The sequence below is a fragment of the Streptomyces sp. NPDC017529 genome, assembly GCF_044329785.1.
Classification (GTDB): domain Bacteria; phylum Actinomycetota; class Actinomycetes; order Streptomycetales; family Streptomycetaceae; genus Streptomyces.
Genome location: NZ_JBIRJY010000008.1, coordinates 180,738 through 203,461 on the forward strand (window position 1 = coordinate 180,738; position 22,724 = coordinate 203,461).

Annotated in this window: 20 protein-coding genes; 16 read left to right on the top strand and 4 right to left on the bottom strand. The window is 71.6% G+C overall.

Annotation, left to right across the window (positions count from 1 at the left end; all coding sequences use genetic code 11):
• Positions 1 to 29: 29 nt before the first annotated feature.
• The 8 genes from rsmD (at position 30) to ACH4K4_RS22220 (ending at position 5,453) form a co-directional block, all read left to right on the top strand.
• Positions 30 to 614 (top strand): 16S rRNA (guanine(966)-N(2))-methyltransferase RsmD, encoded by a 585-nt coding sequence (rsmD, locus tag ACH4K4_RS22185; protein WP_398169414.1) that lies wholly within the window; start codon positions 30 to 32, stop codon positions 612 to 614.
• Between the two features lie 26 nt (positions 615 to 640).
• Complete coding sequence (coaD, locus tag ACH4K4_RS22190) at positions 641 to 1,120, top strand: pantetheine-phosphate adenylyltransferase (protein ID WP_398169416.1); 480 nt, start codon at positions 641 to 643, stop codon at positions 1,118 to 1,120.
• A 98-nt stretch (positions 1,121 to 1,218) separates the two neighbouring features.
• Positions 1,219 to 2,310: an ATP synthase F0 subunit B gene (locus tag ACH4K4_RS22195; protein WP_398169417.1), complete on the top strand. Its 1,092-nt coding sequence runs from the start codon at positions 1,219 to 1,221 to the stop codon at positions 2,308 to 2,310.
• 129 nt (positions 2,311 to 2,439) lie between these two features.
• Entirely contained in the window at positions 2,440 to 3,069 is a 630-nt protein-coding gene (locus ACH4K4_RS22200; RefSeq protein WP_360131369.1) for a YceD family protein, read from the top strand.
• Between the two features lie 2 nt (positions 3,070 to 3,071).
• A complete protein-coding gene (gene rpmF / locus ACH4K4_RS22205) occupies positions 3,072 to 3,245 on the top strand; it encodes a 50S ribosomal protein L32 (protein ID WP_003951102.1) in 174 nt (57 codons plus the stop codon).
• A 19-nt stretch (positions 3,246 to 3,264) separates the two neighbouring features.
• On the top strand, positions 3,265 to 4,098 hold the full coding sequence (gene rnc / locus ACH4K4_RS22210) for a ribonuclease III (protein WP_398169418.1): 834 nt from the start codon (positions 3,265 to 3,267) through the stop codon (positions 4,096 to 4,098).
• Positions 4,099 to 4,258: 160 nt separating this feature from the next.
• A complete protein-coding gene (gene mutM, locus ACH4K4_RS22215; RefSeq protein ID WP_360131227.1) occupies positions 4,259 to 5,119 on the top strand; it encodes a bifunctional DNA-formamidopyrimidine glycosylase/DNA-(apurinic or apyrimidinic site) lyase in 861 nt (286 codons plus the stop codon).
• A 103-nt stretch (positions 5,120 to 5,222) separates the two neighbouring features.
• The gene (locus tag ACH4K4_RS22220; protein WP_360131224.1) at positions 5,223 to 5,453 is read left to right on the top strand and encodes a hypothetical protein; all 231 of its coding nucleotides are present in this window, start codon (positions 5,223 to 5,225) and stop codon (positions 5,451 to 5,453) included.
• A 15-nt stretch (positions 5,454 to 5,468) separates the two neighbouring features.
• On the opposite strand, the gene ACH4K4_RS22225 is transcribed toward ACH4K4_RS22220, so the two are convergent.
• Positions 5,469 to 6,419, bottom strand: a complete 951-nt coding sequence (locus tag ACH4K4_RS22225) for a CAP domain-containing protein (protein ID WP_398169420.1) — start codon at positions 6,417 to 6,419, stop codon at positions 5,469 to 5,471.
• A gap of 134 nt (positions 6,420 to 6,553) precedes the next feature.
• Between ACH4K4_RS22225 and ACH4K4_RS22230 the strand changes: the two genes are divergently transcribed.
• The 4 genes from ACH4K4_RS22230 (at position 6,554) to ACH4K4_RS22245 (ending at position 12,941) form a co-directional block, all read left to right on the top strand.
• Positions 6,554 to 6,835 carry an acylphosphatase gene (locus tag ACH4K4_RS22230; protein ID WP_398169421.1) on the top strand — a complete coding sequence of 94 codons (282 nt, stop codon included), beginning with the start codon at positions 6,554 to 6,556 and terminating at the stop codon, positions 6,833 to 6,835.
• 381 nt (positions 6,836 to 7,216) lie between these two features.
• Positions 7,217 to 7,423 carry a hypothetical protein gene (locus tag ACH4K4_RS22235; RefSeq protein ID WP_030018387.1) on the top strand — a complete coding sequence of 69 codons (207 nt, stop codon included), beginning with the start codon at positions 7,217 to 7,219 and terminating at the stop codon, positions 7,421 to 7,423.
• A 300-nt stretch (positions 7,424 to 7,723) separates the two neighbouring features.
• The gene (gene smc / locus ACH4K4_RS22240; RefSeq protein WP_398169422.1) at positions 7,724 to 11,278 is read left to right on the top strand and encodes a chromosome segregation protein SMC; all 3,555 of its coding nucleotides are present in this window, start codon (positions 7,724 to 7,726) and stop codon (positions 11,276 to 11,278) included.
• A gap of 244 nt (positions 11,279 to 11,522) precedes the next feature.
• Positions 11,523 to 12,941, top strand: coding sequence for a sugar porter family MFS transporter (locus tag ACH4K4_RS22245; protein ID WP_398169424.1), 1,419 nt, complete (start codon positions 11,523 to 11,525; stop codon positions 12,939 to 12,941).
• Positions 12,942 to 13,092: 151 nt separating this feature from the next.
• Here ACH4K4_RS22245 and ACH4K4_RS22250 read toward each other — a convergent pair whose 3' ends face one another.
• On the bottom strand, positions 13,093 to 14,082 hold the full coding sequence (locus tag ACH4K4_RS22250; protein WP_398169426.1) for an LLM class flavin-dependent oxidoreductase: 990 nt from the start codon (positions 14,080 to 14,082) through the stop codon (positions 13,093 to 13,095).
• A gap of 92 nt (positions 14,083 to 14,174) precedes the next feature.
• Positions 14,175 to 15,656: a purine-cytosine permease family protein gene (locus tag ACH4K4_RS22255; protein ID WP_398169427.1), complete on the bottom strand. Its 1,482-nt coding sequence runs from the start codon at positions 15,654 to 15,656 to the stop codon at positions 14,175 to 14,177.
• 410 nt (positions 15,657 to 16,066) lie between these two features.
• Here ACH4K4_RS22255 and ftsY point away from each other — a divergent pair, with 410 nt between their 5' ends.
• Positions 16,067 to 17,311: a signal recognition particle-docking protein FtsY gene (ftsY, locus tag ACH4K4_RS22260; RefSeq protein WP_398169428.1), complete on the top strand. Its 1,245-nt coding sequence runs from the start codon at positions 16,067 to 16,069 to the stop codon at positions 17,309 to 17,311.
• Between the two features lie 220 nt (positions 17,312 to 17,531).
• Here the strand turns inward: ftsY and ACH4K4_RS22265 are convergent, their stop codons facing one another.
• On the bottom strand, positions 17,532 to 18,200 hold the full coding sequence (locus tag ACH4K4_RS22265) for a bifunctional DNA primase/polymerase (RefSeq protein WP_398169430.1): 669 nt from the start codon (positions 18,198 to 18,200) through the stop codon (positions 17,532 to 17,534).
• 871 nt (positions 18,201 to 19,071) lie between these two features.
• Here ACH4K4_RS22265 and ACH4K4_RS22270 point away from each other — a divergent pair.
• From ACH4K4_RS22270 to ACH4K4_RS22280, 3 genes are all read left to right on the top strand, one after another.
• On the top strand, positions 19,072 to 20,547 hold the full coding sequence (locus tag ACH4K4_RS22270) for a hypothetical protein (RefSeq protein ID WP_398169432.1): 1,476 nt from the start codon (positions 19,072 to 19,074) through the stop codon (positions 20,545 to 20,547).
• Positions 20,548 to 20,876: 329 nt separating this feature from the next.
• Entirely contained in the window at positions 20,877 to 22,283 is a 1,407-nt protein-coding gene (locus ACH4K4_RS22275; RefSeq protein ID WP_398169433.1) for an ammonium transporter, read from the top strand.
• The gene (locus ACH4K4_RS22280; protein WP_398169435.1) at positions 22,280 to 22,618 is read left to right on the top strand and encodes a P-II family nitrogen regulator; all 339 of its coding nucleotides are present in this window, start codon (positions 22,280 to 22,282) and stop codon (positions 22,616 to 22,618) included. Before ACH4K4_RS22275 ends, ACH4K4_RS22280 begins: the two co-directional genes overlap by 4 nt.
• The last annotated feature ends 106 nt before the right edge of the window (positions 22,619 to 22,724 follow it).

The window sequence follows — 22,724 nt, forward strand, 5'->3', positions numbered from 1 at the left end:
CCCTCCGCAGCGTGAAGGACCGAGGACCCATGACCCGCGTGATCGCCGGCGCGGCCGGCGGCCGGCGCCTGGCCGTGCCCCCCGGCAACGGCACCCGCCCGACCTCCGACCGGGCGCGCGAGGGCCTGTTCTCCACCTGGGAGTCGCTGGACGGCCCGCTGTCCGGCGCCCGGGTGCTGGACCTGTACGGCGGCTCCGGCGCCGTGGGCCTGGAGGCGCTGTCGCGCGGCGCCGCGCACGTCCTGCTGGTCGAGGCCGACGCCCGCGCCGTGCGCACCATCCGTGACAACGTCCGCGCCGTCGGCCTGCCGGGCGCCGAGGTGCGCGTCGGCAAGGCCGAGCAGGTGGTCGCGGGGCCGGCCCCGGACGAGCCGTACGACGTGCTCTTCCTCGACCCCCCGTACGCCGTCACCGACGGCGATCTTGGGGAGATCCTGCTCACACTCCGCCGACGGGGCTGGTGCGCCGAGGAGGCACTCGTCACCGTGGAGCGGAGCACCAGAGGCGGTCCGTTCCCCTGGCCGGACGGGTTCGAGCCCATCCGGTCCCGGCGCTACGGCGAGGGGACGCTTTGGTACGGTCGCGCCGCTTCGACGTGCGAAAACGCGTCATGACCGGACCGGAGAGCGAGGAATCTCAGTTGCGCCGCGCAGTCTGTCCGGGGTCGTTCGACCCCATCACCAACGGGCATCTGGACATCATTGCCCGTGCCTCCAGGCTCTACGACGTCGTGCACGTCACCGTGATGATCAACCAGGCCAAGAAGGGCCTGTTCTCGGTCGACGAGCGGATCGAGCTGATCCGCCAGGCCACCGCCGAGTACGGCAACGTCGAGGTCGAGTCCTTCCACGGCCTGCTCGTCGACTTCTGCAAGCAGCGCGACATCCCCGCCATCGTCAAGGGGCTGCGGGCGGTCAGCGACTTCGACTACGAGCTGCAGATGGCGCAGATGAACAACGGGCTCTCCGGCGTCGAGACCCTCTTCATCCCCACCAGCCCCACCTACAGCTTCCTCTCCTCCAGCCTGGTCAAGGAGGTGGCGGCCTGGGGCGGCGACGTGTCCCACCTCGTGCCGCCCTTCGTCCTGGAAGAGCTGACCAAACGGCTCGGCGCCAAGTGACCCGCTGACCGCCCGTCAGCAGGTGTCGGTACGCGGGGCTGTGGACGTACAGTCGTCCTCGTTCCGTCGTACCGACCCCAGAGAGTGGCGAGTCCAAGGTGGACGTGCAGAAGAAGCTCGACGAGATCGTCCAGACCGTCGGCAGCGCCCGGTCCATGCCCATGTCGGCCTCGTGCGTGATCAACCGCGCCGAGCTGCTCGCCATGCTGGAGGAGGTGCGCGCCGCGCTGCCCGGGTCGCTCGCGCAGGCGCAGGAGCTGCTCGGCGGCCGGGAGCAGCTGGTCGAGGAGGCCCGCGCCGAGGCGGAGCGGATCATCGAGTCCGCCAACGCCCACCGCGGCTCGCTGATCTCCGACACCGAGGTCGCCCGGCAGTCCCAGGCCGAGGCCGACCGGATCCTGGCCGAGGCCCGCAGGGAGGCCGAGGAGATCCGTGCCGAGGCCGACGACTACGTCGACAGCAAGCTGGCCAACTTCGAGGTCGTCCTCACCAAGACCATCGGCTCGGTCGACCGCGGCCGCGAGAAGCTGCTCGGCCGGGCGCCGGGCGAGGAGGGCTACGCGGACGAGGACGGCGTCCAGGCCCCCGAGCGCAGCGCCGACCCGCAGACGCTCAAGGAACGCGCCGACCGCTACGTGGACGCCAAGTTCGGCGCCTTCGAGGCGGTGCTGAGCAAGACCCTGGAAGCGGTCGGCCGCGGCCGGCAGAAGCTCCAGGGCGCCCGGCCGGCGGACGAGCTGGGCGGCCTCGCCGCGCAGCCCGACGGCCGTCACCCGGGCCACACCGGCGACGCCGAGTACCTCGCCGGCCTCGCCGAGCTGGCCGACCCCGTGCCGCCGCAGCCGCAGATCCCGCCGCAGCCCTCCGTACCGCCCCAGGCGCAGCCCGAGCTCCAGCAGGGCTACTACACCGACCCGGGCTACCAGCAGCAGGACGTCTACGGCTACCAGCAGGCCTCGTACGCGCAGCAGGACCCGTACGGCTACGGCTGGCAGGACCCGCAGGCGCAGCAGCTCCAGCCCCAGGCCCAGCAGCAGCCCTACGATCCGGACGCGGCCTACCACCAGCACCACGGGCAGGCCCCGGCGGGCCGGGCGGCGCAGCCCGCCGCGCTCGACGAGACCAGCCTCTTCGACACGAGCATGATCGACTTGGACCGGCTGCGGCAGTACGAGGAGGGGCGCCAGTAGCGGATTGGGCCTATCGGGACCGTTCCAGTATCCTGGCTCTTCGGTCGCGTGTACGTCCGCGATCTGCGCTGCCCGGTTGCCCATTCGGCGACGGGGCGGCTCGTACGTCAGCGTAGAAAGCAGGAAGCCATCAACGCCCGCCTCGACCACCGTTCCCCGCTCGTGTTCGACACGCGCGATCTGGGACGTCGTCCCGGCGCGCTGCAGCGGCTCTCCCGTACCGTCGAGGCCCCCCGGGACCTCGGCAACGAGGTCATCGGAGTGCCCGAGGGCGCGCCGGTGGAACTCGACTTCCGCCTGGAGTCCGTCATGGACGGGGTGCTTGTCACAGGTACCGGCCGTGCATCGGTCCAGGGGGAGTGCGTAAGGTGTCTGGAGCCGCTGGAGCGTGAGCTCACGGCGGACTTCCAGGAGATGTTCTCCTACCCCGACGCCGACGCCAGGACCCGCACAGCGGAGCCCGGCGACGACGCCGAGGAAGAGGAGGACACTCTCTTCCTCGAGGACGACCTGTTCGACCTCGAACCTGTGCTGCGTGATGCGGTGGTGCTCGCACTGCCGATGCAGCCGGTGTGCCAGGACGACTGCCCGGGCCTGTGCTCCCAGTGCGGAGAGCGGCTCGCGGACGACCCGGACCACCACCACGACGCCGTCGACATCCGTTGGGCGGCACTGCAGGGACTCGCCACCGACCAGGACGGCGAGAAGGACAACATGGGCGGCGCCGAAGCGGGCGTCGACGAGAAGCAGGAGAAGTAGCCGTGGCTGTTCCGAAGCGGAAGATGTCGCGCAGCAACACGCGCCACCGCCGGTCGCAGTGGAAGGCTGCGGTCCCCACCCTGGTGGCGTGCGAGCGCTGCCACGAGCCGAAGCAGCAGCACATCGCGTGCCCGAGCTGCGGCACCTACAACAAGCGACAGGTCCTCGAGGTCTGATCGGCTGGTGACAGGCTCTATGTCAGACGCCCCTACGTCTCCCCGCAAGCGCGCGGCTGAAACGGCACCGGCGGACACGGCCTCGTCCCACACGCTTCTGGAAGGGCGGCTCGGGTATCACCTTGAGTCCGCCCTTCTGGTGCGTGCGCTGACGCACCGCTCGTACGCGTACGAGAACGGCGGCCTGCCCACCAACGAGCGGCTGGAGTTCCTCGGGGACTCGGTGCTCGGCCTGGTGGTCACGGACACGCTGTACCGCACCCACCCCGACCTGCCCGAAGGCCAGCTGGCCAAGCTGCGGGCCGCGGTGGTCAACTCGCGTGCGCTCGCCGAGGTGGGCCGCGGCCTCGACCTCGGCGCCTTCATCCGCCTCGGCAGGGGCGAAGAGGGCACCGGCGGCCGGAACAAGGCATCCATCCTCGCCGACACCCTCGAAGCGGTGATCGGCGCGGTCTACCTCGACCAGGGCCTCGAAGCGGCCGGCGAGCTGGTACACCGGCTCTTCGACCCGCTCATCGAGAAGTCCGCCGGTCTCGGCGCCGGCCTGGACTGGAAGACCAGCCTCCAGGAACTGACCGCGACCGAAGGTCTCGGCGTCCCGGAGTACCTGGTCAGCGAGACCGGCCCGGACCACGAGAAGACCTTCACTGCTGCTGCCCGCGTCGGTGGTGTCTCGTACGGCACCGGCACCGGCCGCAGCAAGAAGGAAGCCGAACAGCAGGCGGCGGAGTCCGCCTGGCGGGCGATCCGCGCGGCGGCGGACGAGGCGGCGAAGCAGGCCGCGGCGGCGCCGCCCGTGGTACCCGAGGCCGCTCCGGCGGCCGAGGAGCCGCCGGCGCCCGCCGCCGGCTGAGCGGCCGCAGCACACCGGCGTTCCCGGCCGTCCGCCCCCGCACGGGGGCGGGGCGGCCGGGAACTGCTGTAAGGGGCCGCGCCGCCGGTCCGCACATCCGTACACGCGCATCGAGACCGCCGCCTGACCGCGGCGGCCCGTTCCGAGGACGAGGAGAGCCGTGCCCGAGCTGCCCGAGGTCGAGGTCGTACGCCGCGGACTGGAGCGCTGGGTACGCGGCCGGACCGTCGACGCCGTCGAGGTCCTGCACCCGCGGGCCGTCCGCCGGCACACCGCGGGCGCCGTCGACTTCGCCACGCGCCTGAAGGGGCAGCGGATCGGCGAGGCCCGGCGCCGCGGCAAGTACCTGTGGCTGCCGGTCACCGACGGCCTCTCCGTCCTCGCCCACCTCGGCATGAGCGGGCAGCTCCTGGTCCAGCCGCAGGACGCTCCCGACGAGAAGCACCTGCGCGTCCGCTTCACCTTCGACGACGACGCCGGCACCGAACTGCGCTTCGTCGACCAGCGCACCTTCGGCGGCCTGTCGCTGCACGACGCCGTGCCGGGCGACCCCGACGGGCTCCCCGACGTCATCGCGCACATCGCCCGCGACCCGCTCGACCCGGCCTTCGACGACGCCGCCTTCCACGAGGCGCTGCGCCGCCGCCGGACCACCGTCAAGCGCGCGCTGCTGGACCAGTCGCTGATCAGCGGGGTCGGCAACATCTACGCCGACGAGGCGCTGTGGCGCTCCCGGCTGCACTACGAGCGCCCCACCGCGACCTTCACCCGCCCCCGTACCGCCGAGCTTCTCGGCCACATCCGGGACGTGATGACCGCGGCCCTCGCCGTCGGCGGCACCAGCTTCGACAGCCTCTACGTCAACGTCAACGGCGAGTCGGGTTACTTCGAACGGTCGCTGGACGCGTACGGGCGCGAGGACGAGCCGTGCCGCCGCTGCGGTACGGCCGTGCGCCGCCGTCCCTGGATGAACCGTTCCAGCTACTTCTGCCCGCGCTGCCAGCGCCCGCCGCGCCCGTAGGCGGAAAGCTGTACACGCCGACCCACCCGCATACGCGTGCTTTCGTACGGATGGAGATGCGACCCTGTAGCCAGGGGGCCATACCTTCGGAGGTTGGGATCCGATGGCGACGAGCATGCATCTGGTCTGGAGCTCGGCGGCGCCCGGCAGCGTCGTGTACGAGACACACGCGATCGAGGTGGTCGAAGAGGGCGGCGTACACGGAGAGGTCGTCAGCGAACGGCACGAGGTGACGGTGCGCAGCCGTGCCCACGCCGAGGAGATCGCCGCCGAGCACGACTACGAGCTCTATCGCGACAGCGCGGAGTGGGAGAGCCTGCCCGAGGAGGGCTGAACCCGCCCGTCCGGTTCAGAAGCCGAAGTCCTGCGTCCACCACGGGCCGCCCGCGCCGAGGTGGGCGCCGACTCCCAAGGTCTTGTACTCGCAGTTGAGGATGTTGGCACGGTGGCCGGGGCTGTGCATCCACGTGTCCATCACGGCGCGGGCGTCGGCCTGGCCGCGGGCTATGTTCTCGCCGCCCAGGCCCTCTATGCCCGCCGTCTTGGCGCGGTCCCAGGGGCTGCGGCCGTCCGGGTCGGTGTGGTCGAAGAAGCCGCGGCGGGCCATGTCGTCGCTGAAGTCCCTGGCCAGCCGGCCCAGTTGGCGGTCGGCGGCCACCGGCGCACAGCCGGCCTTCGCGCGTTCGGCGTTGACCAGGTCCAGCACCTGCGACTCGGCGGCCGAGGGCGAGGTGACCGGCGCGGCGGAGGCGGTCGGCGTGCTGCTCTTCGAGGGCGTGGGGGAGGGGGCCCGGTCCGTGTCCGTACGTCCCGGGCGGTCCGGCCGGCCGCCGCCGGAGCCGGTGTCCGCGGGAGTGGTCGGCTGCCGGGGAGACGGGGTGGCCGAGGGGGTGACGGCCGGCGTGGCACGTTCCGCCCGGTCCGGAATACCGGGGCGCGGCTCGCCGCGGCTGGCCTGGCCGGTGCCGCGGTCCGCCGGTGTCACGGGCGCCGCGGGGCGTGCTGCCGTGCCCGGCAGGGCGTCGGCGCGCGCTCGCGCCCCCGTACCGCCGCCACCGTCCCAGTCGTACTGGCTGCCGCCGGGCAGCAGCCCCGAGGCGACCGCCACGGCGCCCATCGCCACGGCGGCCGAGGCGCCGAGCAGCCCGGTGCGCACCGGAGCGGTCCGGCGGTCGCGCGCGGGGCGGCGGCCACGGTGGCGGCCGCCGTGCGCGGCGGTCCCGGCGGCCGGCTCGCCGGCCGGGCCGGTGGCACCGGCGGCGTCGGACGAGGCGGGAACGGAGCGTCGATGGCGGCCCATCCACGGCCCCCCTTCTGTCACACGAGCGTCAACTTGCCTCACTCGTAAGGGTGAGTCTCGTTGCCGGGCGACTGTACGCCATGACGTATGGGGCCGAAGTGCTCGCCGAGCAATTGGCCGGTTAACGTGCAGACATGAACGAAGATGTCCGTCTGACCGCCTGGGTGCGCGGCCGGGTCCAGGGTGTCGGCTTCCGGTGGTTCACCCGGGCCAACGCCCTGCGCATCGGCGGCCTCGCCGGTTTCGCCCTCAATCTCGGCGACGGCCGGGTCCAGGTCGTCGCCGAAGGCACCCGTGACCGCTGCGAGGAACTCCTGGAATGGCTGCGCACCGGCGACACGCCCGGGCGCGTCGAAGGGGTGACTGAGATCTGGGACACTCCGCGCGGCGGTTACGACGGATTCGCCATCCGCTGACCCCGTGCGGCGCGCCGGACACGGGCGCCGACCCGCGGGCCGGTTTCCCGTGTCCCCGTCACATGCACAGTGCAGTCATGACCTGGTGGTTGCCAACCGGGCCGACCCGTGGAAGGCTGCCGCTGTAAGGATGATCTCCACGCCCCCGGGGCGCTTTTCTGGGGAGCCGGTGCGGCGTTGCCGCGACCGTTCGCTTCCGGGCGCCCAAGGATACGGGGCGTGATCGTGTTGACCCTCAAACCTTTTGGTGAGACTCTGGAAGCCCCGCGCACCTTAGCTGTTTGGCATTGAGCTCGCAGCGAAATGACAAGCACCGCGGGTGCGAATCCCTCACGACCCACACCGCTTCGGTCGGTCACTCAGTGTGGAGGACCATCCATCATGGCAAAGGCGCTTCTCGGTTACGTCGGCGGCTCCGACCCCCGAGTCCTCTCCGAGATGCGACGGCTTCAGCAGCGCGTCCAGGACCTGGAATCCGAACTCATCCGGATGCAGGCCGAAAACGACATGCTGTCCGCTGCCGCACGTCACGACGACTCGATGCTCGACGGCATCGACGTACCCCAGGCGGAGCCCGCGCTCACCTGACCTCATCCCCCGAGGACAGCGGGCGCTCCGCCAGCTGCTTGAGGCACCGCTAGCAAGATCTCAAGGGACGCTTCGGCGTCCCTTCGTCGTTTCCCGTAGTTTCCGCTTCTGTCCCCCGGACCTCTCAACGTCTGATGTGCCCTGCGCCTACAGCGGTGAAACCGAAATCGAATAGGTGTGAGGCGAGCGGGTGTCCCGGGCGCCGCCCGGACGGGACCGTTACCGCCCCGGTCACGGGAAGAGGCGCGCGGCCCCGCCGGGGCGGCCGCCGGTGGCGGCCGGGCGGTAGAGTCCAACGGCGTGCATCTCAAGAGCCTGACACTGCGGGGATTCAAATCCTTCGCCTCCGCCACGACACTGCGTTTCGAACCCGGCATCACCTGTGTCGTGGGCCCCAACGGCTCGGGCAAGTCCAACGTCGTCGACGCCCTCTCCTGGGTCATGGGCGAGCAGGGCGCCAAATCGCTGCGCGGCGGCAAGATGGAAGACGTCATCTTCGCCGGCACCACGGGACGGCCGCCGCTGGGCCGCGCCGAGGTCTCGCTGACCATCGACAACTCCGACGGCGCGCTGCCCATCGACTACGCCGAGGTCACCATCACGCGGACGATGTTCCGCAACGGCGGCAGCGAGTACCAGCTCAACGGCGACACCTGCCGCCTCCTGGACATCCAGGAACTGCTCTCGGACTCCGGCATCGGCCGGGAGATGCACGTCATCGTCGGGCAGGGACAGCTCGACTCCGTCCTGCACGCCGACCCGATGGGGCGCCGCGCCTTCATCGAGGAGGCGGCCGGCGTCCTCAAGCACCGCAAGCGCAAGGAGAAGGCGCTGCGCAAGCTGGAGGCGATGAAGGCGAACCTCGCGCGGGTGCAGGACCTCGCCGACGAGCTGCGGCGCCAGCTCAAGCCGCTGGGCCGGCAGGCCGCCGTGGCCCGCCGCGCCGCCGTCATCCAGGCCGACCTGCGCGACGCCCGGCTGCGGCTGCTCGCCGACGACCTCGTGGCGCTGCGCGAGGCGCTACGCGCGGAGATCGCCGACGAGGCGGCGCTCAAACAGCGCAGGGAGGCCGCGGAGGAGCGGCTCAAGGAGGCGACGCGCCGCGAGGCCGCCCTGGAGGAAGAGGTGCGGACACTGACGCCGCGGCTCCAGCGGGCCCAGCAGACGTACTACGAGCTGTCGCAACTCGCCGAGCGGGTCCGCGGCACGGTCTCGCTGGCGGACGCGCGGGTCAAGAGCGCGACGGCCGCCCCGCCCGAGGAGCGGCGCGGCCGGGACCCGGAGGACCTGGAACGGGAGGCGGCCCGGGTCCGCGAGCAGGAAGCCGAGCTGGAAGCCGCGCTGGAGGCGGCGAGCCGGGCGCTGGAGGACACCGCCGAACACCGCGCCGGGCTGGAGCGGCAGCTCCAGGACGAGGAGCGGCGGCTGCGGGACGCGGCGCGCGCACTGGCGGACCGGCGGGAGGGGCTGGCGCGGCTGCACGGCCAGGTCACCGCCGCGCACGGCCGGGCGGCGTCGGCACGGGCCGAGATCGGGCGGCTGGCCGCGGCCAGGGACGAGGCGCGGCAGCGCGCGGCCGACGCCCAGGAGCAGTACGAGACCCTCAAGGCCGAGGTGGACGGGCTGGACGCGGACGACGCCGGCCTGGCACGGCAGCACGAGGACGCGAAGCAGGACCTGGCCGAAGCGGAGGCCGCGCTGAGTGCCGCGCGCGACGCGCTGACGGCCGCCGAGCGGCAGCGCGCGGCGGTCTCCGCCCGGCACGAGGCGCTCGCCCTCGGCCTGCGCCGCAAGGACGGTACGGGTGCGCTGCTCGGCGCGGCCGACCGCCTGTCCGGCCTCCTCGGACCGGCCGCCGAGCTGCTGACCGTCTCTTCCGGCTACGAGGTCGCGGTGGCGGCGGCCCTCGGAGCGGCGGCGGACGCCGTGGCGGTGACCGGTACCGCCACGGCTGCCGAAGCGATTCGCCTCCTGCGCAAGGAGGACGCGGGGCGGGCCGCGATGGTGCTGGGAGCGGGGCCGGCCGCCGAGCCGGCCGGGGTGGACTCCGGCGGCTTGCCACTCGCGGCCGAACTCGTCGGCGGCCCCGAAGAGTTGCTGCGCTCCGTACGGTGGCTGCTGCGCGGCGTCGTGGTCGCCGGGTCGCTGGAGGACGCCGAGGAACTGGTGGCGGCGCGGCCGGAACTGACGGCGGTGACGGCCGAAGGCGACGTCCTCGGGGCGCACTTCGCGCAGGGCGGGTCGGCCGGGGCGCCGAGCCTTCTGGAGGTGCAGGCGTCCGTCGACGAGGCGGCGGCCGAGGCCGCGGAACTGGGCGCCCGGTGCGCGGAGTTGACCGCGGCTCAGGAGGCCGCGCGGCAGCGGCGGGACGCGTGCGCCGCGCTGGCGGAGGAACTGGGGCGGCGGCGGCAGGCCGCCGACCGGGAGAAGTCCCGGGTCGCGGGAGACCTGGGCCGTCTCGGCGGCCGGGCACGCGGCGCCGCCGACGAGGCCGAGCGCTCGGCCGCCGCCGCCGCGAAGGCCGAGGAAGCACTCGAACGGGCGACCGAGGAGGCCGAGGAACTGGCCGAGCGGCTGGCGGTCGCCGAGGAGGAGCCGGGCGACGAGGAGCCGGACACCTCCGTACGGGACCGGCTGGCCGCGGACGGTGCCAACGCGCGGCAGACCGAGATGGAGGCCCGCCTCCAGGTCCGTACGCACGAGGAGCGCGTGAAGGCCCTGGCCGGCCGGGCCGACGGGCTGGACCGCGCGGCGCGGGCGGAGCGCGAGGCGCGGGCGCGGGCCGAACAGCGCCGCGCGCGGGCCCGCCACGAGGCCGCCGTGGCGTCCGCGGTCGCCTCCGGGGCGCGGCAGTTGCTGGCGCACATCGAGGTTTCGGTCGTACGGGCCGAGCAGGAGCGGCTCGCCGCCGAGCTGGCCAAGCAGGAGCGGGAGCAGGCGCTGGTGGCCGAGCGCAACCAGGGCCGGGAGCTGAAGTCCGAGCTGGACAAGCTGACGGACTCGGTGCACCGCGGCGAGGTGCTGGGCGCGGAGAAGCGCCTGCGCATCGAGCAGCTGGAGGCCAAGGCGCTGGAAGAGCTGGGCGTCGAGCCCGCGGCGCTGGTGGCCGAGTACGGCCCCGGCCAGCCCGTACCGCCGTCCCCCGCCGCGCAGGGCGAGGAACTGCCGGAGGACCCGGAGCACCCGCGCAACAGCCCCGCGCCTTACGTACGGGCCGAGCAGGAGAAGCGGCTCAAGGCCGCCGAGCGGGCGTATCAGCAGCTCGGGAAGGTGAACCCGCTGGCGCTCGAAGAGTTCGCGGCCCTGGAGGAGCGGCACAAGTTCCTCAGCGAACAGCTTGAAGACTTGAAGAAGACCCGCTCCGACCTGCTCCAGGTGGTCAAGGAGGTCGACGAGCGGGTGGAGCAGGTCTTCACGGAGGCGTTCCGGGACACCGCGCGGGAGTTCGAGGGCGTCTTCGCGCGGCTCTTCCCCGGCGGCGAGGGGCGGCTCGTGCTGACCGACCCGGACAACATGCTCACCACCGGACTGGACGTGGAAGCCCGCCCGCCGGGCAAGAAGGTCAAGCGGCTGTCGCTGCTGTCGGGCGGCGAGCGGTCGCTGACCGCGGTGGCGCTGCTGGTCTCGATCTTCAAGGCGCGCCCCAGCCCGTTCTACGTGATGGACGAGGTCGAGGCGGCGCTCGACGACACCAACCTGCAGCGGCTGATCGGGATCATGGAGGAGCTCCAGGAGAGCTCCCAGCTCATCGTGATCACGCACCAGAAGCGGACGATGGAGGTCGCCGACGCGCTGTACGGGGTGTCGATGCAGGGCGACGGGGTCTCGAAGGTCATCAGCCAGCGGTTGCGCTGAACGCGGGCGGGTACCGGTGCGGTGTTCACGGTTCGCACCCACCCGAGCACAGTTCATAACTTGAACGCATTGTTCCTGACGTCCGCCCGAAACAAATTCATCACGACCTATTGACTTCGAAACTTGAAGGCATAGGGTCTGCAACGTTGCTTTTACCTTCAAGTGGTGGGTACCCCGAACCTATGCGCCACTGGAAGGGCCAGCCCCCTACGCCCGGCAGCGCAGCCGGGCACTGGAGTACACGTTGACCAGCACCGCGCAGCCGACGACTTCGGAAGGCCGCAAGGCCCAGCCGGATCACCTCGGCCACGTCATCTTCATCACCGCGGCTGCCGCGATGGGCGGCTTCCTCTTCGGTTACGACAGTTCCGTGATCAACGGCGCCGTCGAGGCCATCCGCGGCCGCTACGAGGTGGGCTCGGCGGGCCTCGCCCAGGTGATCGCCATCGCGCTGATCGGCTGCGCCATCGGAGCCGCCACGGCCGGCCGGATCGCCGACCGCATCGGCCGCATCCGCGTCATGCAGATCGCCGCGGCCCTCTTCACGGTCAGCGCGGTCGGCTCGGCGCTGCCGTTCGCCCTGTGGGACCTGGCCATGTGGCGGGTCCTGGGCGGCATCGCGATCGGTATGGCCTCGGTCATCGGCCCGGCCTACATCGCCGAGGTCGCGCCGCCCGCGTACCGAGGGCGCCTGGGCTCCTTCCAGCAGGCCGCCATCGTCATCGGCATCGCGATCTCGCAGCTGGTGAACTGGGGCATCCTCAACCTCGCCGGCGGCGACCAGCGCGGCAAGCTGGCGGGCCTGGAGGCCTGGCAGTGGATGCTCGGCGTGATGGTCGTACCGGCCGTGCTCTACGGCCTGCTCTCCTTCGCGATCCCCGAGTCGCCCCGCTTCCTGATCTCCGTCGGCAAGACGGAGAAGGCCAAGGAGGTGCTGGCCGAGGTCGAGGGCCGGGGCGTCGACCTGGACACGCGCGTCTCGGAGATCAAGGAGGCGATGCGCCGGGAGCACAAGTCCAGCTTCAAGGACCTGCTGGGCGGCAGGTTCGGCTTCCTGCCGATCGTGTGGGTCGGCATCGGCCTGTCGGTCTTCCAGCAGCTCGTCGGCATCAACGTGGCGTTCTACTACTCCTCGACGCTGTGGCAGTCCGTCGGCATCAACCCGAGCAGCTCGTTCTTCTACAGCTTCACCACGTCGATCATCAACATCATCGGCACCGTGATCGCGATGGTCTTCGTGGACCGGATCGGTCGCCGGCCGCTGGCGCTGATCGGCTCCGCCGGTATGGCCGTCGCCCTCGCGCTGGAGGCCTGGGCCTTCGCCTCGAAGACCGCGGACGGCACGCTGCCGACCGCCCAGGGCACGGTCGCCCTGGTCGCCGCCCACGCCTTCGTGCTCTTCTTCGCCCTGTCCTGGGGCGTCGTGGTCTGGGTCTTCCTCGGCGAGATGTTCCCGAACAAGATCCGTGCCGCCGCGCTCGGTGTCGCGGCCTGTGCGCAGTGGGTCGCCAACTGGGCCATCACTGCCAGCTTCCCGAGCCTTTCGGACTGGAACCTTTCCGGTACGTACGTGATCTACATGATCTTCGCCCTGCTCTCGATCCCCTTCGTGCTGAAATTCGTGAAGGAGACCAAGGGCAAGGCGTTGGAGGAGATGGGCTAACAACCCCCCGCCAGCCCTTCTCCTCAGTTGTGGGCAGCTGCCCCGGTCCGCGAGACGGACCGGGGCAGCTCCTTTTCGCTCGGGCGATTTCAGGGAGTGCGTTCTTTTTTCCGCGAATGGTTTTTCGTTGAAGTAGCGATGGAGGTGCGCCTCACCCGTTCTTGAGCCGCGGAACGACCCGCTCGGCGAACAGGTGTACGGAACGCCAGCCTTCGTCCACCGGCATACCGCCGCACAGCGGATGCAGGATCAGCGATCCCGAAGGTCCCGCCTCCTCGCCGAGCCGGACGCACTCCTCGGGCGTCACGATCCGGTAGATCCCCTCGCGGCGCAGCGCCTGCACGTCCTCGGCGGCCGACCCCACGGCCGACCGGGCGCCGGCGGACTGCCAGGAGGCGTACGTCCGCGCCTCGTGGAGCAGATGCCCGCCGTACTCGGCCCAGGCCCGGTCCGGGTCCTCCGACACATGGAGCAGACGGGTACGGGCGTCGGGCTGCAGCACCCAGCCCTCGGTCCCGTAATCGGCGCGCCGCGCGTGGTAGTACGCCTCCAGCTCGGGCAGGTGCGCGCTGGGGAACAGGGGCAGACCGAGCCGCGCCGCCCGGCGGGCGGCGGCCTTGGAACTGCCGCCGACCAGGAGGAGCGGATGGGGCTGCGTATACGGGCGCGGCGTGACGCGCACCGTACGGCCCCGGTAGCGGAACGGCTCGCCCGTCCAGGCGGAGAGCAGCGTCTCCAGCACCTCGTCCTGGAGCTTGCCGCGCCAGTGCCAGTCCCGGCCGTGCGCCGCGTATTCCTCGGGCCGGTAGCCGATCCCCGCGACGGTGACCAGCCGGCCGCCGCTCAGCAGGTCCAGTACGGCGATCTCCTCGGCCAGCCGCAGCGGATCGTGTAACGGCGTGACCAGCGCGGAGACGGTGACGGTGAGCCGGCGGGTGGCGCCGAGCACGGCGCCGGCGAGGACCAGCGGCGCGGGCATCCAGCCGTTGCCGGTGGCGTGGTGTTCCTCGGTCTGGACGGTGGCCAGGCCGCGGTCGTCGGCGAAGACGGCCATCTCGACGGCGGCCCGGTAGCGCGCGGTGAGCGACGCGGGGGTGGGGCAGGGATCGGCGAGGTTGAGGCGCAGGACCGTTACGGGCATGGCGAACGTCCCCTTCACCGAGGCGGTGGGCCCGGTTGGCGAAGGGGACGTTAGCTGAGGTCACATCGGGTGAACAGGGTGCGGGACCCGAATCAGCCGACCGGCGCCGGCTCCTCGGCGGGGGCGGCGGCGCCCGCGGGCACCGTCTCCTTCGGCCGCGGCAGCACCGCGAAGACGAGCGCGGCGATCACAATGGTGGCCGCCCAGCCCAGGCCGTGCCGGCCCGGCCAGGTCTCCGCCAGCGGACCGGTGAACCAGGTGACCTTGGTCAGGCACAGGCCCACCACCAGCGCCGCGGCCCAGGCCGTCAGCGCCTGCCAGCAGAAGCCGCCCGCGTACCAGTAGCGGCTGGTGCGGCTGACGTTCATCAGGCTGTCGCCGTCGTAGCGCACGGCCATCTTCCGGCGGCGCGCCATGTCCACGGCGTACACGCCGATCCAGGCGGAGAAGGAGACCGCGAGCAGGGTCAGGAAGGTGATGAACTGGCCGATGAAGTCCTTGGCCACCAGCATCATGAACGCGCCGCCGACCAGGCTGATGACCGCGTTGATGCTCACGGCCATGGCGCGCGGCAGCTTGACGCCCATGGTCTGCGCGGTGAAACCGGCCGAGTACATCGACAGGCTGTTGATCAGCAGCATCCCGACCAGCGCGGTGATCAGGTACGGCACCGCCAGCCAGTCCGGCAGCACCTCGCCGAGGAACGACATCGGGTCGGTGTTCTGGTTGGCCAGCTCGGGCTTGGAGACGGCCATGATGCCGCCCATCAGCACCATCGGCACCAGCACCAGGGCCGCGCCGGAGATGGTCGTGCCGACGATCTTCTTGCCGGAGGCGGAGTGCGGCAGGTAGCGCGCGAAGTCCGGCCCGGTGGGCACCCAGCTGATGCCGCCCGCGGCGATGGTGCCGATACCGGCGATCATCAGGGCGGTGCTGCCCGCCGACTGGGAGAAGATCTTGGACCAGGGCATCTTGGCGACCAGGTACACCAGCACCATGATGCTGAAGATGCTGAAGAGGTACGTCGAGTACTTGTTGCAGACGTTGAGCGCCTTGCGGCCCATGCCGCTGACCAGGAACGTCGTGGCGACGAAGAGCAGCAGCGTGATGACGGTGAGGACGTTGTTGGCCTCGATGCCGAACAGCAGCTTCAGGACGGTCAGCACGGCGTACGCGCCGCTGACCGCGTTGATCGTCTCCCAGCCGAACCGGGCCACCCACAGGATCGCGCCGGGGAAGTAGTTGCCCCGCACGCCGAAGGCCGCGCGGGAGAGCATCGCGCCGGGCGCGCCGCCCCACTTGCCGGAGACCGACAGCACGCCGACCATGCCGAAGGAGACGACGGAGGCGATGGCGGCCACGACCAGGACCTGCCAGAAGTTCAGTCCGTTGGTGATCACCAGGGAGGCACCCATGGTGAGCAGCAACACGCTGATGTTGGCGGCGACCCAGGTCGGGAAGAGTTCGCGGACGCGGCCGTGGCGTTCGTGGTCGGGGACGGGCTCGATGCCTCGTTGCTCGACGGCGCCTTCGGTTTCAGGAGCGGACGTGGTGTCCGTGGACGTGGTGCCCATGGTGCAGGTGTCTCCGTGCGGGTTCAGGCAGCGGCTGTGATGCCTGGCGAAGGGGAGGGGGTTGCCAGGACTCTACGCGCGTTGCGCAGCCGAGAGCTATCGTACTTTGATCCAACTTCGGCTAGTGCGTCTTGTTGTGTCCACTGACGACCACCGTACGGCCCCGAACTCGTCCGAGAAACCGGGGTCGTGGGTTCTGGGCAGGTCAGGCGGGGTGCGCAGCGGCCGGTCCGGGCGCTGTGGCGATGCCGGGAACCGCCCGGCGGACGAGCCGGCTGCCGCCGGCCGGCACCGGCCGCCCGTACGCGACCTCCGTATTGCCGCCACCCGCGGCGGGACCTGGATGGCAAACATCCAGATTCGGCGTGTGCGGGCCCGTACGGCGAGGCGTGACCGATACTGGATGGGTTATGGAATTCGTCATCCTTGCTGTAGTCATCGCTGTGGTCGCGCTCGGCGCGATCAGCGGGCTCGTCGTCAGCAGCCGCAGGAAGAAGCAGCAGCTGCCGCCGGCCCCGCCGACCACCCCGTCCGTCACCGCGCCCCCTGCGGAACCGCAGGTCGGTGAGGACGCCGAGACCCCCCGCGACGAAACCCGTCGCACCATAGAAGAAGTAGACCTGCCGCCCGCCGGGGCCCCGCCGGCCGAGGCGTCCGCGGAGGAACCGGCGGCCGAGGCGCCGCCCGCTCCCGCCGCCCCCGAGATCGAGGTCCCGGAACCGACCGCCGGCCGGCTCGTACGGCTGCGCGCCCGCCTCTCCCGCTCCCAGAACTCGCTGGGCAAGGGCCTGCTCACGCTGCTCTCCCGCGAGCACCTCGACGAGGACACCTGGGAGGAGATCGAGGACACGCTGCTGACCGCCGACGTCGGCGTCGCGCCCACGCAGGAGCTGGTCGAGCGGCTGCGCGAGCGTGTGAAGGTGCTCGGCACCCGTACCCCCGAGGAACTGCGCGGCCTGCTCCGCGAGGAACTCCTCACGCTCATCGGCACGGAAGCGGACCGCGCGGTCGCCACTGGCAGCGCCGTCGGCAAGGACGGCCAGGAGATCCCGGGCGTCGTGATGGTCGTCGGCGTCAACGGCACCGGCAAGACCACCACCACCGGCAAGCTGGCCCGCGTCCTGGTCGCCGACGGCAAGTCCGTCGTCCTGGGCGCGGCCGACACCTTCCGCGCCGCCGCCGCCGACCAGCTCCAGACCTGGGGCGAGCGGGTCGGTGCCCGCACGGTCCGCGGCCCGGAGGGCGGCGACCCGGCGTCGATCGCCTTCGACGCGGTGAAGGAAGGTATCTCCGAGGGTGCCGACGTGGTCCTCGTCGACACCGCGGGCCGGCTGCACACCAAGACCGGCCTGATGGACGAGCTGGGCAAGGTCAAGCGGGTCGTCGAGAAGCACGGCCCGGTCGGCGAGGTGCTGCTCGTCCTGGACGCCACCACAGGCCAGAACGGCCTGGTGCAGGCCCGCGTGTTCGCGGAGGTCGTGGACATCACCGGCGTCGTGCTGACCAAGCTGGACGGCACGGCCAAGGGCGGCATCATCGTCGCGGTCCAGCGCGAGCTGGGCGTGCCGGTGAAGCTGGTCGGCCTCGGCGAGGGTGCGGACGACCTGGCGCCGTTCGAGCCCGAAGCGTTCGTGGACGCCCTGATCGGCGACTAAGGCGCGACCATGGCCTTATGTACGTGGTCCGCTGACCACGAGCCCCGCACGAAAGCCCCGCAGCGCGCAGACGGCGTTGCGGGGCTTTCGTGCTGAGCGGGGCTTCGTGCTGAGCGGGGTTCCGCGCCGACTGGCCGGCTGGCTGGCGGGGGCGCGGCGCTTCGGCTGCGCGGTCCGACCCGGTGCGGTGCGGGCCCGGTGCGGTGCGGGCCCGGTCCGGTTAAGCGGCCGACCGGTGGCACACGTACGCGAGCGTGCCCAGCAGCAGCCGCGCCTGCGGCGGCCGCCCGGCCGTGTCCAGGGTCGGCGGCCGCAGCCACCGCACCGGGCCGAGCCCGCCGAGGTCGGAAGGCGGCGCCGTGACATGGTCGCCGGGGCCCAGCGGGCACAGGTCGAGGGTGGCGTCGTCCCAGCCCATCCGGTAGAGCAGGCCCGGCAGGCCGGCCGCGGCGCCGGGCGCCACGAAGAACAGGGCGCGGCCGGCCGGCGTGACGGCCACCGGCCCGAGCGGCAGGCCCATCCGCTCCAGCCGCACGAGCGCGCTGCGCCCCGCCGCCTCCGGCACTTCGAGGACGTCGAAGGAGCGGCCCACGGGGAGCAGGATGGCGGCACCGGGCGTCCTGGCCCACGCGTCGGCGGCTTCTTCGAGCGTCGCGCCGGCCGCCAGCCCGCGCGCGAAGGCCAGCGGGTGGGCGCCGGGGGAGGCGCAGTCGTCCGCGCCGCACGAGCAGACCGTACGCCCGTTCCCGCCGCGGGCCGCGCGGGCGCCGGGCACCACGTCCCAGCCCCACAGCCCCGTGTACTCCGCCACCGCCGTGCTCTCGGTCGAGCGGGCGCGACGCCGTGAACCGGACCGAATGTCGCGGATGCCGCCGATCGTGAAGCCCATGCCTCCTCCAACGGGTGGTGTGTGCCAGTGGTTACGTGCCGGAGCGCATTCGTGACGCTCCGTCAGGAGAGGGTGGTGTCGGTGGTGCGGTGGGGTGCGGTGGGTGGTGCGGCGCGTCCCGCGCGCCTTCGCGCGCTCCTTTCCGTCCACCTCCTTCCGACCTGTGTCAAGTCAATCGCGAGGACCGGCCGGGGAGTTCATTCGAAGGGGTGGCGAATGGTGGCGTTTAGCGGATCGCCCTCGCCGGGGGCGTGATCGTAGGATTACTTTCAGTGCGCGACCTGGGGTGACGCCCCGTAGGCGCGGGTATGCCGGAGGCAACGCACCGGCGGGTGAACCCTCCCGAATCGGGTTGGCCGGAATCCGCGCTCGGGTAGGTGCACCCCGTACCGGTCGCCGCAACAGGCGGCATCCTGTGGGAGGTTCACGGGCACGGCCGCGACGTACGGCGGCGAGGCGTGGACGGCAAGAGCAGCGACGGAGAACGGCGCGAGAATCGGCGCGGAGAGCGGCGAGCGAAGCAGCGGCAGAAGGCAGATGAGGCGGCGGCCGGGGAGCGGCCGCGGGGCAGGCGGCCCGGGAGACGGCAGCGAAGCCCGGGCGACGACGGCACAGGAGGCCGGAGCGGCCACGGCGAGACCGGACGCCACCGGCGCGGCACGCCCGTACCGCACCGGTACGAACGGCGGCCGCGGCAGCGACACCGTCCCGGCGCAGTGCGGCACCGGAACGGCGGCAGGACCGTCTGCCGGCACACCACCCGGCAGCACACCACCCGTCAGAAGCAACCAGGCAAGCGACGAAGAGCGGCGATGCGAAGCGATGGCGCGGCGCAGTGAAGCAAGGCAGCAATCGGAATGGGGGCGTTCCAGTGGGCGGCAGTGGCGGCACCGGCGCTGACAAGCGCCCCAACGAACCGTTGGGCTCATGGTTCGTGCGCAGCGGTTGGTCGAAAGGCGAACTGGCACGACAGGTCAACCGGCGCGCACGCCAGATGGGCGCGCACCACATCAGTACCGACACCTCGCGCGTACGGCGCTGGCTGGACGGCGAGCAGCCGCGCGAGCCCATCCCGCGCATCCTCTCCGAGCTGTTCTCGGAACGGTTCGGCTGCGTGGTCGGCATCGAGGACCTGGGGCTGCGCTCCGCGCACCAGTCCCCGTCCGTCTCCGGCGTGGACCTGCCCTGGGCCGGCCCCCAGACGGTCTCCCTGATCAGTGAGTTCTCGCGCAGCGACCTGATGCTGGCGCGTCGCGGCTTCCTGGGCACCTCGCTGGCGCTGGCCGCCGGGCCCGCCCTCATCGAGCCGATGCAGCGCTGGCTGGTGCCGGTCTCCCCGGGCCAGGCGTCCGCGGCCCAACAGGCCGCGCAGGAGCGGTCCCGGCGCTCCAACCGGCTGTCCAAGCCGGAGCTGGACCTGCTGGAGTCGACCACCGTCATGTTCCGGCAGTGGGACGCCCAGTGCGGTGGCGGGCTGCGCCGCAAGGCGGTGGTCGGCCAGCTTCACGAGGTCACCGACCTCCTGCAGGAACCGCAGAGCGAAGAGGCTTCCAAGCGGCTGTTCAAGGTCGCCGCCGAACTGGCCGAGCTGGCCGGGTGGATGAGCTACGACATCGGCCTGCAACCGACCGCCCAGAAGTACTTCGTGCTCGCGCTGCACGCCTCCAAGGAGGCCGGCGACCGCCCGCTGGGCTCGTACATCCTCTCCAGCATGAGCCGCCAGATGATCCACCTGAACCGCCCGGACGACGCGCTGGAGCTCATCCACCTCGCGCAGTACGGCAGCCGCGAGTCGGCGACGCCCCGTACGCAGGCGATGTTGTATGCGATGGAGGCGCGGGCGTACGCGAGCATGGGCCAGCCGAGCAAGGTCAAGCGGGCCGTGCGGATGGCCGAGGACACCTACTCCGACGTGGCGCCCGGCGAGCCCGAGCCGGACTGGATCCGCTTCTTCTCGGAGGCCGAGCTGAACGCGGAGAACGCCCACTCCTACCGTGACCTCGCCTACGTCGCAGGACGCAGCCCGACGTACGCCTCGCTCGCCAACCCCGTGATGGAACGGGCGGTACGGCTCTTCGCGCAGGACGAGGAGCACCAGCGCTCGTACGCGCTCAACCTGATCGGGATGGCGACCGTGCACCTGCTCCAGAAGGAGCCGGAGCAGTGCGCCCTCCTGGCCCAGCAGGCCATACCGCTGGCGAAGAAGGTCCGCTCGGAGCGGGTCAACACCCGGCTGCGCAAGACCGTGGACACGGCGGCGCGGGACTTCGAAGGCGTGGCCGAGGTGATCCAGCTCAGCGACGAGCTGGCCAGGCAACTGCCGGAAACCGGCGCGGAGGCCGTCTGACCGCACTCCCACCCCAGACCCCGGCCGCGGCCCGTCACCCCGTACAGCTCGACTCGGCTCCCCCATGCCAGGTCATACGGGTGACAGCCGCGGTCGGCCGGGTTCCGGGGAGAGGGCGGGGGCGTGGTCGTTTCGGTTGGTTGCGGGGGCGTGACGGGCGTGGCGGGCCGATCCCGCAGTTCATCGAGGCGTAACACTGGCGAAGGCTTCGTCACCGGGGGGAAACACCGACGGGGCATGGCCGAAACGGTGCTGCGACAGCCTCGTGGCGAAAGACGGCCCACCCTGAATCACGCCCGCACGGGCCGCATCGACGACAGGAGACGCCGATGCCCCCAGGCATCATGACGCTCGCGGCAGACCAGGCCACCCTGAGCCCGGCCAACACCGGCTTCATGCTGATCTGCACCGCTCTGGTGATGCTCATGACCCCCGGACTCGCCTTCTTCTACGGCGGCATGGTCCGGGTCAAGAGCGTGCTCAACATGCTGATGATGAGCTTCGTCAGCCTGGGCATCGTCACCGTCCTGTGGGTCCTGTACGGCTTCGGGCTCGCCTTCGGAGAGGACAGCGGCGGCTTCCTCGGCCGGCCCGGCGACTTCGCCGGGCTCAGCGGTATCGGCCTGACCGAACTGTGGGGCACCACCTCCATCCCGGTCTACGTCTTCGCGGTCTTCCAGCTGATGTTCGCGGTGATCACACCCGCTCTGATCAGCGGCGCCCTCGCGGACCGGGTGAAGTTCACCGCCTGGGCGCTGTTCGTCGCCCTGTGGGCCACCGTCGTCTACTTCCCCGTCGCGCACTGGGTGTGGGCGGAGGGCGGCTGGCTGTTCGACCTGGGGGTCATCGACTTCGCCGGCGGCACGGCCGTGCACATCAACGCGGGCGCCGCGGCCCTCGGCGTAATCTTCGTCGTCGGCAAGCGCATCGGCTTCAAGAAGGACCCGATGCGGCCGCACAGCCTGCCGCTGGTGATGCTCGGCGCCGGCCTCCTGTGGTTCGGCTGGTTCGGCTTCAACGCGGGCTCCTGGCTGAACAACGACGACGGCGTGGGCGCCGTCGCCTTCGTCAACACCCAGGTCGCCACGGCCGCCGCGATGCTCGGCTGGCTCGCGTACGAGAAGATCCGGCACGGCTCCTTCACCACCCTGGGCGCGGCGTCCGGCGCGGTGGCCGGACTCGTCGCGATCACCCCGGCGTGCGGCGCGGTCAGCCCGCTGGGAGCGATCGCGGTGGGCGTCATCGCCGGTGTGCTGTGCGCGATGGCGGTCGGCCTCAAATACCGCTTCGGATACGACGACTCACTCGACGTGGTCGGCGTCCACCTCGTCGGCGGCATCGCCGGATCCCTGCTCGTCGGCCTGTTCGCGACCGGCGGCGTGCAGAGCGACGCCAAGGGCCTGTTCTACGGCGGCGGCCTGGAGCAGTTGGGCAAGCAGGCGGTGGGCGTCGTCTGCGTCCTGTTGTACTCCCTGGTCGTCTCCTTCGTTCTTGCCAAGGTCATCGACCTGCTGATGGGTTTCCGGGTCTCCGAGGACGAGGAGGTCGCGGGCATCGACCAGGCGGCGCACGCGGAGACGGCATACGACTTCGGGGGCGCGGGCGGCGGTGTGGTGGCGCGTACGGGTACGGGGGCGGGCTCCGCCGCCGCGCCGGCCCGCGGCGACGGGCCGGCACAGGGGAAGGGCCAGGGCGCGGCCCCGGCTTCCGGCAAGGAAAAGAAGGTGGACGCGTGAAGCTCATCACGGCAGTGATCAAGCCGTACCGGCTCGACGAGGTGAAGGAGGCCCTGCAGTCGTTCGGCGTGCACGGCCTGACCGTCACCGAGGCCAGCGGATACGGCAGGCAACGCGGGCACACGGAGGTGTACCGGGGCGCGGAGTACACCGTCGACCTGGTGCCGAAGGTCCGTATCGAGGTTTTGGTGGACGACGCGGACGCCGCGGAACTGATCGACATCGTGGTGAAGGCCGCCCGCACCGGCAAGATCGGCGACGGCAAGGTCTGGAGCATCCCGGTCGAGGAGGCGGTCCGCGTACGCACGGGCGAACGAGGGCCGGACGCGTTGTAGGGGCGGATGACGGTGGCGGTTGCGGTTGCGCCGGAGGCCGGGGCGCTCGCGGGCTGGGGCCCGCGGGCCGGTGGTCCGGTGACCGGGGTGGGGTGCCGGTGGCTTG

Excerpts from the sequence above, each read along its gene's own strand:
- ACH4K4_RS22255 (WP_398169427.1), bottom strand. The coding sequence starts at position 15,656 with ATGGGCACCACGTCCACGGACACCACGTCCGCTCCTGAAACCGAAGGC.
- ACH4K4_RS22235 (WP_030018387.1), top strand. The coding sequence starts at position 7,217 with ATGGCAAAGGCGCTTCTCGGTTACGTCGGCGGCTCCGACCCCCGAGTC.
- ftsY (WP_398169428.1), top strand. The coding sequence starts at position 16,067 with ATGGAATTCGTCATCCTTGCTGTAGTCATCGCTGTGGTCGCGCTCGGC.
- ACH4K4_RS22275 (WP_398169433.1), top strand. The coding sequence starts at position 20,877 with ATGCCCCCAGGCATCATGACGCTCGCGGCAGACCAGGCCACCCTGAGC.
- rnc (WP_398169418.1), top strand. The coding sequence starts at position 3,265 with ATGTCAGACGCCCCTACGTCTCCCCGCAAGCGCGCGGCTGAAACGGCA.
- ACH4K4_RS22225 (WP_398169420.1), bottom strand. The coding sequence starts at position 6,419 with ATGGGCCGCCATCGACGCTCCGTTCCCGCCTCGTCCGACGCCGCCGGT.
- ACH4K4_RS22250 (WP_398169426.1), bottom strand. The coding sequence starts at position 14,082 with ATGCCCGTAACGGTCCTGCGCCTCAACCTCGCCGATCCCTGCCCCACC.
- ACH4K4_RS22265 (WP_398169430.1), bottom strand. The coding sequence starts at position 18,200 with ATGGGCTTCACGATCGGCGGCATCCGCGACATTCGGTCCGGTTCACGG.
- rsmD (WP_398169414.1), top strand. The coding sequence starts at position 30 with ATGACCCGCGTGATCGCCGGCGCGGCCGGCGGCCGGCGCCTGGCCGTG.
- ACH4K4_RS22220 (WP_360131224.1), top strand. The coding sequence starts at position 5,223 with ATGGCGACGAGCATGCATCTGGTCTGGAGCTCGGCGGCGCCCGGCAGC.
- ACH4K4_RS22230 (WP_398169421.1), top strand. The coding sequence starts at position 6,554 with ATGAACGAAGATGTCCGTCTGACCGCCTGGGTGCGCGGCCGGGTCCAG.